Origin of the sequence: Phytohabitans sp. LJ34 (assembly GCF_052068095.1) — a bacterium.
GTDB lineage: Bacteria > Actinomycetota > Actinomycetes > Mycobacteriales > Micromonosporaceae > Phytohabitans.
Genome location: NZ_JBQHDG010000001.1, coordinates 439,631 through 451,973 on the forward strand (window position 1 = coordinate 439,631; position 12,343 = coordinate 451,973).

The 12,343-nt window shown below is 70.9% G+C and carries 10 protein-coding genes; 6 read left to right on the forward strand and 4 right to left on the reverse strand.

Translation table 11 applies throughout. From position 1 onward, the window contains the following. Positions 1-22 precede the first annotated feature (22 nt). Positions 23-1,303, forward strand: a complete 1,281-nt coding sequence (locus ACTMTJ_RS02085) for a pectate lyase family protein (protein WP_441214275.1) — start codon at positions 23-25, stop codon at positions 1,301-1,303. A 22-nt stretch (positions 1,304-1,325) separates the two neighbouring features. Further along, positions 1,326-2,285 (forward strand): TAXI family TRAP transporter solute-binding subunit, encoded by a 960-nt coding sequence (locus ACTMTJ_RS02090; RefSeq protein WP_441214276.1) that lies wholly within the window; start codon positions 1,326-1,328, stop codon positions 2,283-2,285. A 615-nt stretch (positions 2,286-2,900) separates the two neighbouring features. On the opposite strand, the gene ACTMTJ_RS02095 is transcribed toward ACTMTJ_RS02090, so the two are convergent. Beyond that, positions 2,901-4,310 (reverse strand): ATP-binding protein, encoded by a 1,410-nt coding sequence (locus ACTMTJ_RS02095; protein ID WP_441214277.1) that lies wholly within the window; start codon positions 4,308-4,310, stop codon positions 2,901-2,903. A gap of 6 nt (positions 4,311-4,316) precedes the next feature. Further along, positions 4,317-5,000 (reverse strand): response regulator transcription factor, encoded by a 684-nt coding sequence (locus ACTMTJ_RS02100; RefSeq protein WP_441214278.1) that lies wholly within the window; start codon positions 4,998-5,000, stop codon positions 4,317-4,319. A gap of 161 nt (positions 5,001-5,161) precedes the next feature. On the opposite strand from ACTMTJ_RS02100, the gene ACTMTJ_RS02105 reads away from it, so the two are divergent. From ACTMTJ_RS02105 to ACTMTJ_RS02120, 4 genes are read left to right on the forward strand one after another with little or no spacing between them, the layout of a single operon-like run. Continuing rightward, positions 5,162-6,166: a tripartite tricarboxylate transporter substrate-binding protein gene (locus ACTMTJ_RS02105; RefSeq protein WP_441214279.1), complete on the forward strand. Its 1,005-nt coding sequence runs from the start codon at positions 5,162-5,164 to the stop codon at positions 6,164-6,166. Between the two features lies 1 nt (position 6,167). Beyond that, a complete protein-coding gene (locus ACTMTJ_RS02110) occupies positions 6,168-6,629 on the forward strand; it encodes a tripartite tricarboxylate transporter TctB family protein (RefSeq protein ID WP_441214280.1) in 462 nt (153 codons plus the stop codon). Positions 6,630-6,636: 7 nt separating this feature from the next. After that, positions 6,637-8,142 (forward strand): tripartite tricarboxylate transporter permease, encoded by a 1,506-nt coding sequence (locus tag ACTMTJ_RS02115; protein WP_441214281.1) that lies wholly within the window; start codon positions 6,637-6,639, stop codon positions 8,140-8,142. A 22-nt stretch (positions 8,143-8,164) separates the two neighbouring features. Beyond that, positions 8,165-8,368, forward strand: a complete 204-nt coding sequence (locus ACTMTJ_RS02120) for a helix-turn-helix domain-containing protein (RefSeq protein ID WP_441214487.1) — start codon at positions 8,165-8,167, stop codon at positions 8,366-8,368. Between the two features lie 12 nt (positions 8,369-8,380). On the opposite strand, the gene ppc is transcribed toward ACTMTJ_RS02120, so the two are convergent. Together ppc and ACTMTJ_RS02130 are read right to left on the reverse strand one after the other, a co-directional pair. Further along, positions 8,381-11,167, reverse strand: coding sequence for a phosphoenolpyruvate carboxylase (gene ppc / locus ACTMTJ_RS02125; protein WP_441214282.1), 2,787 nt, complete (start codon positions 11,165-11,167; stop codon positions 8,381-8,383). Between the two features lie 76 nt (positions 11,168-11,243). Next, entirely contained in the window at positions 11,244-12,206 is a 963-nt protein-coding gene (locus tag ACTMTJ_RS02130; protein WP_441214283.1) for a hypothetical protein, read from the reverse strand. Between the last annotated feature and the right edge of the window lie 137 nt (positions 12,207-12,343).

Genomic DNA, 12,343 nt, shown 5'->3' on the forward strand with positions numbered 1-12,343 from the left:
GACAGTGGTCTATGGTTGGCTGATGCGCCCGTTGCCCGCCCTGGTCGCCCTCGCCGCAGCCGCCTCCCTCGTCCCGCTCGCCGCGCCGGCCACCGCCGGGTCGGACGAGCCGGCGGTCCAGCTGGCCGCCGCACCGGCGTTTCCCGGCGCGGCCGGCTTCGGCGCCGCGGCCACCGGCGGGCGCGGCGGTGCCGTGTACCACGTGACGAACCTCAACGATTCCGGTGCCGGATCCTTCCGCGACGCGGTCAGCCAAGGACCCCGGATCGTGGTGTTCGACGTAGGCGGATACATCAACCTCGCCTCGCCGCTCAGCATCAAGAGCAACATCACCGTCGCCGGGCAGACCGCGCCGGGCGACGGCGTCGCCACCCGGGGATACCAGGTCTCGCTCTCCAACGCCACCAACGTGATCGTGCGGTACATGCGCTTTCGGCACGGGCTGACGCCCAACCAGAACCGCGACGGCATCACCATCAACGAGGGCAGCAACCAGATCTTCGACCACGTGTCGGTGTCCTGGGGCCGGGACGAAAACTTCTCGATCAACAGCAGCACCAACATCACGGTGCAGAACTCGATCATTTCCGAAGGCCTCGACCCGCACTCCTGCGGTGGCCTGGTGCAGAGCGACGGCGTGTCCCTCCTGCGCAACCTGTACGCCCACAACAAGACCCGCAACCCCAAGGTCAAGGGGCGCAACGAGTTCGTCAACAACGTGGTCTACAACTGGGGTTCTGACGCCTACATCGAGGGCGACTCCGCCGGACGCAGCGACGCCAACGTGATCGGCAACTACTTCGTCAAGGGCCCGTCGACCGGCTCCGCCGGCCCGTTCACCCGGGGCAACCTCAACTTCCACATCTACGCCGCCGGCAACTACTACGACCCGGACAAGGACGGCGTCCTGGACGGGCGGGCCACGACAACGGCCGACCTGGGCACCGTGGTCGTCGAGCCGACTCCGTTCGCCTTCCCGACGCTGTCGGCGCTGTCGGCCGCGGCCGCGTACCAGACGGTCGTCGAACAGGCCGGTGCCTCCCTGCGGCGTGACCCGGTCGACCGCCGGCTGATCGGCGAGCTAACCGGCCAGCGCGGCGCGATCATCACCGACCCGGCGGTCGTCGGTGGCTTCGGCACGCTCAACGGGGGCACGGCGCCGGCCGACGGCGACCGCGACGGCATGCCGGACACCTGGGAGCGGGCCAACGGGCTCAACCCGGCGAACGCCGCCGACGGCGACGACTACGGCTCCGACGGCTACACCAACGTCGAGCGGTACCTGAACAGCTTGGCGCGCTGACCGGCGTCCGTATCATCGCGGCATGGTGGTGCGCCGGGAGCTCCGGCCCAGCCGGCGGGCCGTCCTCCTGGCCGCGGGAGGGCTGCTCGCCGGCTGCTCCCGGCGGGCCGAGGTCGACGCGGTCCACCTCCGACTGGCCACCGGCCCGGCCGGGGCGGTATACCGGCGCATCGGCGGTGCGCTGGCCGAGCACATCACCGAGCAGGTGCCGGGCGCCACGGTGACCACCGTGGCGAGCCGGGCGTCCAGCGACAACATCCGGATGCTGCGGGGTGGCGAGGTGCAGCTCGGGCTGTCCAGCCTCGACGCGCTGATCACGGCCGACGGCAGCGTGCCGGCCGGGATCTCGGCGATATGCCGGCTCTACGACAGCCACCTGCACCTGGTGGTCATGGCGGGCTCGCCGATCGAGGAGTTTCGAGACCTGGCGGGAAAGCGCGTCTCCCTCGGTGCCCGCGACTCGGGCACGGAGTTCACGTCGCTGCGGGTGCTCCGGCTCGCCTCGACGAAGGTCGACGGCCGGTACTCCAGCCAGGCCGAGTCGGCGGACGCGCTGCGCGATGGCGAGATCGACGCGATGTTCTCCCTGACCGGCGTCCCGACGCCGGCCATCACCGAACTGGCGCAGCGGTATCCGATCCGCCTCGTGCCGCTGGACGCTCAGGCCGACGCGCTGGTCACCGCATACCCCGCCCCGTACGCGCCGGCCATGATCCCGGCGACCGCGTACGCCGGCATCGCGGGCACCCGGACCGTCGCCGTGCCAAACGTGCTTCTCGTGCGCAACGACCTTCCCGACGACCTCGTCTACGCCATCACCGACACGGTCTTCACCTACACCGGCACGATCGCCTCGGCCGGCCGCGACGACGCCGAAGACGTTCCCGAAGCGTGGCGGATCAACGTGCGTACCGGGATCTCCACGTCGTCGATCCCGCTGCATCCGGGCGCGGTCGACTGGTTTCGCGACCGCAAGCGCTAGACGATCTATTCCAAGAAATGGAGATTTTGGGCTACCGCGATCTCCGTCGTGGTCCAGACCGTTGCTCCCGCGGCCTCACCCGTCCGCTGTTGGTCACGGCTACTTCGTTGCCTCCGGCAGGAGGCGGCGAGGCAGCCGCCGTGCGGCCTCGAAGCGACCGCGACCACCAGAAGCTGTGGACCGTTTGCTCCCGCGGGCACCGCTCCGGTCGGGGTCGGCGTCGCTGGCGCTCGCCGAAACCCGACGCTCCGCGGCCGGGTCCGCGGTCCAAGGGCACAGGTTGGAGACCTCCGCGACCCCGGTGCGGCTGGTCTGTCGGGAAGGCTGTCGAGCTGCTCGCATCAACGGGCCACACCGTCGGGTGCAGGGCAGTGGGCAAAGGCCCCTCCCCGGGGTGCCCACCCCGGGGAAGCAGAGCAAATGCACCGCGCGCGTACCACCTTGCGCGGCCCGCAGGGCCGGCGCAGCCGGTGGGGTGAGTGCGACCAGCAGCGGACGGGTGAGGCCGCGGGAGCAACGGTCTGGACCACGACGGACATCGCGGCAGCTCATATCTTTGTCTGGAAATCCAGGGTTCGAGACGCGGAGGCCAGAGCCACCCAGACCCCGGAGGGTCTAGGTCCGCGACGGATCGACGACGGGCAGCACGACCACCGCGGCAAACCCGTGCCCCGAACCGTCCGGACGCGGCAGGCCCTCCTCGAGCCGCAGCTCGCCGCCGGCCGCCCCGACGAGGTCGGCGCAGATGGCGAGGCCCAGGCCGGTGCCAGGCACGTTCTGGTGGCGGGGCGAGCGCCAGAACCGCCGCAGCGCCTGGGCCCGGTCGGACGCGTCGATGCCCTGGCCGTCGTCGCGGACGGCGATCCTGACCACGCCGTCCACAGTGGAGCCGGTCACTTCCACGAGACGGGCGTCCGAGAGCCGCAACGCGTTGCTCATCAGCTCGTCCAGGATGCTGCCCAGCCCGCCCGGCGGCTCCAGCAGGCGCAGCCCCGGCGGCACGTCGACCGCGAGCGTCTGCCCCGCCGTCGCGGTCAGCGCCCGCCACCGGTCCAGGCGGGTGGCCAGCACCGCGTCCAGATCCACCGGTGACGTCGTGCGCATGCTCTCCATCCGTGCGCTCGCCTGTAGGGCGTTCAGCAGCCGCTGCATCGCCTTCAGCTCATCGACGGCGATGTCGTACACCTGCCGCCCGCCACCGGCCGGTGACAGGTGCGGTGCGAGGCTTTCCACCGCGAGCCGGAGGCTGGTCAGCGGGTTGCGCAGCTGGTGCGACGCGTCGGACACGAACGCGCGCTGCCGCTGCACGGCGTTTTCGACCGACTCCATCATGATGTTGAACGACGCCGCCAGCCGCCGCAGCTCCACCGGGCCGGCCTCGGCGTCGGCGCGGATCGTGAGGTCGCCCTCGGAGATCCGCGACGTCGCCGCGTCGAGCTTTCGCACCGGCCGCAGCACCCACGCCGACACCGGCCACGCGACGGCCACCAGCGCGATCAACGGCAGCAGCCCGATCCCGGCGAGCTGAGCCCAGCGGACGAGGATGCGGTCGCGCGTCTTCGAGAGGTCGGAGATCGTGACGACGGCGCCGACGACCTCGCTGTCCCGGCCCACCGGTTCCGCGACGACGAGTGCCGAGTCGTCCCACGGCGCCCACTTCCCGGACGGCTCGGACCTCGCCCCGGCCAGCGCCGCGGCCACGATCCGGGGCAACGCCGGCTCCTCGCGCGCCGCCCGCTGGTACGCGCCGGCGGGTTCGAGCAGCACCGTCCCCGACGCGTCGATCACCGCGATCGGGATGCCGTACAGCGCGTGGTAGCGGGCCAGCTCCTGGCCGAGCGCCTCGGTCCGCCCGGTCGACAGCGCCGTCTCGGCCAGCGACGCGAACCGGCCGACGTCGTTGAGCCGGTCGACGTACGTCTCCTGCATCTCCCGCTCGGCCACGGTGATGCCGAGCGGCACACCGAGCGCCGCCGCGAACAACACCGCGAGGGGCACCAGGACGACGAGCAGGCGGCGGTGCACGGCAGGCTAGCCGATCAGCTCCGGCTGGTCGGCCAGGAGCCGATAGCCGACCCCGTGGATCGTGCGGATGACGACATCCTCACCGAGCTTGTGCCGCAGTGCCGCGATGTGGGTGTCCAGGGTGCGACTCGACGACTCCCAGGTCGCGCCCCAGATCTGGTCGAGGATGACGTCGCGGCTGACCACGTTTGGCGCCCGGCGGGCCAGGAGCAGCAGCAGCTCGAACTCCTTGCGGGTCAGCGTCACCGGCACGCCGTCGACGCTGACCTCGCGGGTGCCGACCGCGATCCGCATCGGGCCGAGGACGAGCGGCTCGTCCGGGCGGCTCAGGCCACGAACCGCCCGCGTGCGCCGCAGCACTGCGTCGATCCGGGCCAGCAGCTCGGGGATGCCGAACGGCTTCACGATGTAGTCGTCCGCGCCGGCGCGCAGGCCGCGTACCCGCTCGTGCTCCTCGGACCGCGCCGTCACCGCGATGACCGCGGTCTCCGGCCGGTCGCGCAGCCTGCGGATCACGTCGAGCCCGTCACCGTCGGGCAGGCCCAGGTCGACGAGGACCACGTCGGACGGGGCGGCGCGCACCGCCTCCGCGGCGGTGGCGATGCGGTGCACCTCGAAGCCCGCCTGGGCCAGGACGGTCACCAGACCTCGCGCTACGCGGTCGTCATCCTCGATGACGGTGATCCGCATACCGGCGGATTGTACGGCTCGGATCGACGCTCATGTAGTCCTCGTCTTCTTGGGATTCCTCTGACATCGCCGGCATTCCTTGGGATTTCTCTGACACCAGCGGCGTCCCGGCCAGCCGAGACTGGGCCGTGCACGCACTCGAATGACGAGGAGGCCGCGATATGAGAACCACCGGCAGGCACCGGGTAGCCGCGATCGCCGCCTTGTCGCTCGTCGCCGCGTGTTCCGACAGTGGCGGCGGCAGCGGCGGTACGGCCGAGGGCTACCCGGACCAGAACATCACGATCGTCGTGCCCTTCAGCGCGGGCGGCCCGACGGACACCGTCACCCGCATGATCGCCGATCCGATGTCCAAGGAACTCGGCACCAAGATCGTCGTCCAGAACGTGGAGGGCGCGGGCGGCACGGTCGGCGCCGGCGAGGTCGCGCGGGCCCAGCCCGACGGCTACACCGTGCTCATGCACCACATCGGCATGTCCACGGCGCCGGCCCTGTACAAGAGCCTGGGCTACAAGCCGCTCGAAGACTTCGAGATGGTCGGGCTCGTCACCGAGGTGCCGATGACGATCGTGGCCCGCAAGGACTTCGCGCCCACCACGCTCCAAGAGCTCGTGGCCCACGTGAAGGCGAACGCCAGCAAGGTCACGCTAGCCAACGCGGGCATCGGGGCCGCGTCCCACCTGTGCGGCCTGCTGTTCCAGACCGCGGCCGGCGTCAAGGTCCAGGAGGTGCCGTACGAAGGCACCGGCCCGGCGCTGACCGACCTCGTCGGCGGCCAGGTGGACTTCATGTGCGACCAGACGACGAACACCAGCGGCCAGATCTCCGCGGGCAAGGTGAAGGCGTACGCGGTCACCACGCCGGAGCGGGTGAAGAGCCTGCCCGATCTGCCCACCACGACCGAGGCCGGGCTGCCCCAACTCCAGGTCAGCGTGTGGCACGGGCTCTACGTCCCGGCCGGTACCCCGCAGGCGGCTGTCCAGAAGCTCACCGGCGCGCTCCAGAAGGCACTGACCGACCAGGGCGTGATCGACCAGATGGCCAAGCTCGGCACCGCGCCGGTCCCGGCGGAGGACGCGACCCCGCAGGCGCACCGGGCGCACCTCGACGAGCAGCTCAAGACCTGGGCGAAGATCATCGCCGACGCCGGGGTCGAGGCCTCCTGAGGTGGAACGCCGACGGTCCTTTCCGGACGTCCTCGCGGGCGGAGTCTTCGTCCTGATCGGGGGGGCATTCGTGGTGGGGTCGCTCAGCTACGAGCTGGGCACCCCACTACGAATGGGGCCGGGCTACTTTCCGCTGCTGGTCGGCGGGATCCTGGCCGCTCTCGGCCTGGCGATCGTCCTCAAAGGACTCGTCGCCGGCGAGGTGCTCACGTTCGGATCGATACCGTGGCGCGCGGTCGCCGCGATCACGCTCGCGGTCCTGTTCTTCGGGTTCACCGTCCGGCGCCTCGGTTTCGTGCCGACGTCGGCGGTGACCGCCCTGCTGACCACCCTGGCCAGCTCGCGCGTGCGGCTCCTCACGGCGCTGGCGGTCGCCGCCGGGCTGACCCTGGCCAGCACGCTGATCTTCGTCGTCGCACTCCAACTGAGGATCCCGCTGCTCGGCCCGTGGCTGGAGTTCTGACGCGCACATGGAACTCTTCGACAACCTCGCGCTGGGCTTCTCGACCGCCCTCCTGATCCAGAACATCCTGTACTGCTTCGTGGGTGTGCTGCTCGGGACCGCGGTCGGCGTGCTGCCCGGCATCGGGCCGACGGCGACGGTGGCGATGCTGCTGCCGATCACCTTCAGCTTCGAGCCCGTGACAGCGTTGATCATGCTGGCCGGCATCTACTACGGCGCGCAGTACGGCGGCTCGACGACGGCCATCCTGATCAACCTGCCGGGCGAGTCGTCGGCCGCGGTCACCGCGCTCGACGGTCACGAGATGGCCCGCCAGGGCCGCGCCGGCCCCGCCCTGGCCACTGCCGCGATCGGGTCCTTCATCGCCGGCACCGTGGCCACCGTCGTCCTGGCCGTCGCGGCTCCACCGCTGGCCAGCATCGCGCTTGAGTTCGGTCCGGCCGAGTACTTCTCGCTGGTTCTCTTCGGCCTGATCGTGTCGATCGCGCTGGCCCGCGGCACCGCGCTCAAGGCGCTGGCGATGATCGCGCTCGGCGTCGCGTTCGGCACCGTGGGCCAGGACATCTACACCGGCACGCCCAGGTTCGTGTTCGACCAGCGCGAACTGTACGGCGGCATCGACTTCGTGTCGGTCGCCGTCGGCATGTTCGGCGTGGCGGAAATCCTGCGCAACCTGGAGAACGAGCACGGCCGCACCGCCATCGTCAGCAAGGTGAGAAACCTCTGGCCGACCCGCGAGGACCGGCGCCGGATGGTCGGCCCGATCGCCCGCGGCACAGGTCTCGGCTCCGCGCTCGGCGTACTGCCCGGCGGCGGTCACGTGCTGGCGTCGTTCACCTCGTACGCCGTCGAGAAGCGGATCTCCCGGCGGCAGCGGGAGTTCGGGCACGGCGCGATCGAGGGCGTCGCCGGCCCCGAGTCGGCGAACAACGCCGCCGCGCAGACGAGCTTCATCCCGCTGCTCACCCTGGGCCTGCCCGCCCACCCGGTGATGGCGCTGATGATCGGCGCGTTCATCGTGCACGGCATCACCCCAGGGCCGAACGTCATCAACGACGAACCCGAGCTCTTCTGGGGCCTGATCGCCTCGATGTGGATCGGCAACGCGCTGCTCCTGCTGCTCAACCTGCCGCTGATCGGCATCTGGGTGCGCATGCTGCGCATCCCGTACGAGGTGCTGTTTCCGATGATCATGCTGTTCGCGGCGATCGGTACGTACTCCCTGGGCTTCAACGCCTACGACGTATACGCGATCGTGTTCTTCGGCGTCCTGGGCTACATCCTCATCAAATGCGGCTGCGAGCCCGCACCACTGCTGCTCGGCTTCGTCCTCGGCCCCCTGCTCGAAGAGAACCTCCGCCGCGCCCTCATCATCTCCCGCGGCGACGCGTCGGTCTTCCTCACCCGACCGATCTCCGCGGCGTTTTTGGCGTTGGCGGTGGCCGCGCTCGTCATCGCCGTCCTGCCCACGATCCGCAAACGCAGGGAGCAGGTATTCGCCGAAGACGACTAAGGCGGCGCGCCTGGCGTTCGAGCTGGGCCGTGCGGTGCGGGAGCTGCGGGAGCAGCACGGCTGGAGCCAGTCCCAGCTTGCCGAGATAGCCGGCATGACGCAGTCCGCCGTCGCCCGGTTCGAGGCGGGCGGGACCGTGCCCACCCTTACCGTCCTAGAACGACTGGCCCGAGCGCTCGACGTCGATCTGGCAGTGCGGTTTATGCCCAAGCCCGCCGCCGTGTAGCGGCGACGGGCTTCAGCCCGTGTTGCGCATCCCTGCCGCGATGCCGTTGACCGTCGTCAGCAGGGCGCGCTCCAGCGCCGTCCCGTCGCCGGGCGCCCGCCGTGCGCCGGGGGCTGTCGCCACCGCGCGGGCCGCCGCGCCCGAGTCCCGGTACTGCCGAAGCAGGGCGACCTGGAGGTGGTGCAGCGGCTCCAGGTAGGTATCGCGGACCGCCAGCGTGCGCTCCAGCACCGGCTGCCGGTCCAGCAGCTCCGACTCGCCGGTGATGGCCATGACCTCGCGGACGGTGCGGGCGTACTCCTCCTCGATCTTCGTGAAGATCGGCCGCAGCTCTTCGGGCACGAGCGTCTCGACGTAGCGTCGCGCGATCGACAGGTCGGTCTTGTAGAGCATCATCTCCACATTGGACAGGAACGTGCGGAAGAACTGCCAGCTGCCGTGCATCTCGGCCAGCACCTCCGACAGGCCGGCCTCGCGGGCGGCGGCCAAGCCGGTGCCCACGCCGTACCAACCCGGCACGATCTGGCGCGACTGAGTCCAGCCGAACACCCACGGGATCGCGCGCAGCCCACTCAAGCCGGCACCCGTGTTGGGGCGTTTGGCCGGGCGGGAGCCGATGTTGAGCGCGCCGAGCAGCTCGGTGGGTGTGGAAGCCCAGAAGTACGAGGGCAGGTCCGGGTCTTCGACAAGCTCGCGGTATGCCGTGAAGGCGGCCGCCGACGTGGTGTCCATCGCCGAGTCCCACCGCGCCAGCGCGTCGGTGGATACCCGCGAGGTGGTGTGCAGCAGCGTGGCCTGGAGGACGGCGGCGACCGTCAGCTCCAGGTTTTCGCGGGCGAGCGCCGGGATCGTGTACTTGTCGGAGATGACCTCGCCCTGCTCGGTGACCTTGATGGCGCCGTCGAGCGTGTTGTACGGCTGGGCCAGGATCGCCTCGTGCGTGGGGCCGCCACCGCGACCCACGGTGCCGCCGCGGCCGTGGAAGAGGCGCAGCCGCACGCCGTGGCGGGCGGCGACGTCGCGGAGCGCGCGCTGGGCGCGGTGGATCGACCACTGTGAGGTGGTGATGCCGGCTTCCTTGTTGGAGTCGGAGTAGCCGAGCATGACCTCCTGCACGTCGCCGCGAGCCGCGACCAGCGCCCGGTAGGCGGGCAGCGACAGCATCTCGTCGAGCAGCTCGCCACCCGCGTCGAGCTCGGCGGGCGTCTCCAGCAGCGGCACGAAGCCGATGCGGGCCTTGTGGCTGTGCACGTCGATCAGGCCGGCCTCGCGGGCCAGCACCGCCGCCGCCAGCACGTCGTCGACGCCGAGGGTCATCGAGATGATGTACGACTCGATGACGTCCGGGCCGAAGCGCTGCTGCGCCTCGCGGATGGTGGTGAAGACCTCGAACGTGCGCTTCGCCGACTCGGTGAGCGGAGTGTCCAGGCTGGACAGTGGACGGCGGCCGGTCAGCTCGTCGGAGAGGAGCTTGGTGCGCTCGGCGCGGGAAAGGGTGTTGTAGTCGGCCACCTCGCCGATCCGCGCGTACATCTGGGCGAGCACCACGTGGTGCGCCTCGGCGTGCTCGCGAACGTCCATCGTGGCCAGATGGAGGCCGAACGAGGCCACCGTGCGGATCACCGAGGCGAGGCGGCCCACCGCCGTCAGCTGGCCGGAGTTGCGGGCCAGCGACGCGCGCAGCAGCTCGAGGTCGGCCAGCAGCTCGTCGGAGCCGCGGTAGTCGCGGCCCGGCACGTGTGCCGTGCCCTGACCGAGCCGTCGCCGCGTGTTGGCCAGCTTTGCCTTGATGCAGCGGGCCTTGAGGCGGTAGGGCTCCTCCGCGTTGGTACGCCGGAAGCGCTGTGGCACCTCGGGCAGCGCGTCGAGATCCTTGGCCAGGCTGGCGGAGAGGTCGAGCGAGACGCCGCGCAGGCGGCGGGACACCGAGATCTCGTTGATCAGCGAGTCCATGGCCGCCTCGGTGGCCTGGATGCCGTGCTCGTGCTGGATCATCAGCACGTCGCGGGTCACCCTCGGCGTGACGAACGGGTTGCCGTCGCGGTCGCCGCCGATCCACGTGCCGAACGTGAGCGGCCGCGACGTGGGTGCCGTCTCCACGCCCAGCGTGCGGAGCGTGTCGGTGAGGTGGTCGAGCACCTGGGGCGCCGCGTCCGAGTACAGGTCGCGCAGGTAGTAGACCGCGTTGCGCGCCTCGTCGGTCGGGTCGGGCCGGTCCAGACGCAGCTCGTCGGTCTGCCACAGCATGTCGATCAGCTCGGCCAGCCGGCGCTCCGTCTGCGGGGACTCGGTCGCGCCGTACAGGATCGCGGCGGCCGCCTCGGCGTCGAGCTCGTCGGCGACCGCGCGGAGCTTGGAGAGGATCGAGCGGCGCGCCGCCTCGGTGGGGTGCGCGGTGAACACCGGCCGCACCGCCAGCCGCCGCGCCGCGGCCGCGATCTCGTCGGTCGGCACGCCCCGCTCGGCGATCAGCTTGGCCGCCTGGTCGAGCCACCCTCCCTGGGTGGCCCGCTGGCGGCGCAGGTCGCGGGCGCGGTGCACCTGCTCGGTGATGTTGGCTAGGTGGAAGTAGGTGGAGAAGGCGCGGGCCAGCTGGGTGCCCGTGGTGACGTCCATCGCGCCCAGCCGGGTCGCCGCCCGCTCGGCGTCGGTGCGGACCAGGGCGCGGATCTCCTCGACGAGGTCGAGCAGCGGCGGACCCTCCTGCCGGGCGAGGGTCTGGCCGAGAAGGGTGCCGAGGCGGCGGATATCCGCCCGCAGCGCCAGGTTGGGGTCGTCGCGGTCGGCCTGCTCGCTCACCGTGCGCTCCTTACGTGAGTACGAAGGACGGCGCTGTCCGACAACAGGATGTTACCGACGCCACGTTGCCACCTGCTCAAACTGGTGAGTCATGTCTCAGAGTGCGACCACGTATCGCGGCCGCCGCGAGCAACACTCCCACGCCCGCCGCGGCCCAGATGGCCAGCGCGGTGACCGGCCAGCCCGCGGCCTTGCGGTCGAAGTACACCACGGACTTGACGAGGTCGGTGCCGAGTCCGGGCAGGTTCCACCGGTGCATGCCGCGGAAGAACGCCGGGAGGAACTCCGGCGGGTAGATGCCACCCGAGCCCGGGTTGCCGAGCACGACGAAGAGAAAGATCACCAACCCGGTCCCGAACAGGCCGAGCCACCCTTGCACCGCGGAGGCCACCAGCCCTGACGCGAACGTGATCAGTGCACCGGCGATCGCGATGCCCGGCCGGTGCGCGGTGAAGACGTCCAGCACGGGTCCGGTGATGATCGCGGCAGCCGTGCCTTGCAGCGCCGCGAACACCGCGAGGATCCCGATCCGCAGCGCCGCGTCGTCGAGGTCGGCCGGTGTGGTGCCGGAGGCGAGGCCCAGCACGGTGGCGACCAGGTAGCCGCCCAGCACGCACCCCACGACCAGATAGAAGGGGACGAGGCCGCGCGGGTCGCCGTCAGACGTGGGTACCGCGTCCGCCACCGTGATCGGCACCTCGGCGGTAGCCGCCGCGCCGGTCGTGGCCTGCGTGATCAGGTCGGTGGCCATCGGCGAGGAGGCGCCGGCGGTGGTGAGCGTGAGACCTGTCGCGCCGCCCGCGTCGGTGGCGGCCAGCACCGCGTACACCGTGCGGCGGGTCAGCGCGTCGGCGGCGGCACCGCCGTCGGCGTACTCGATGGACTTGAGCTGCGGGCGCAGCGCGGAGAGCAACGTGGCGGCGGCGCTGTCACCCCGCACCACACCGACCGGCACGTCCCGCGGCGCGGGCTGGTGCAACGCCCCGGCGTACGCCCACACGAACGCCACGGCCAGCGCCAGCGTGCCAAGCAACAGCACGCCCGTTTTGCTCCATTTGCCCACGCATGACTCATACCAGATCACGAGCGCCGAAGTGGCGGATCGCCGTGCTTGGCCTTCAGCCCGTGGTAGAGGTCGAGCCCGTCGATGTAGACGATGACGCTCGTCATGGAGGG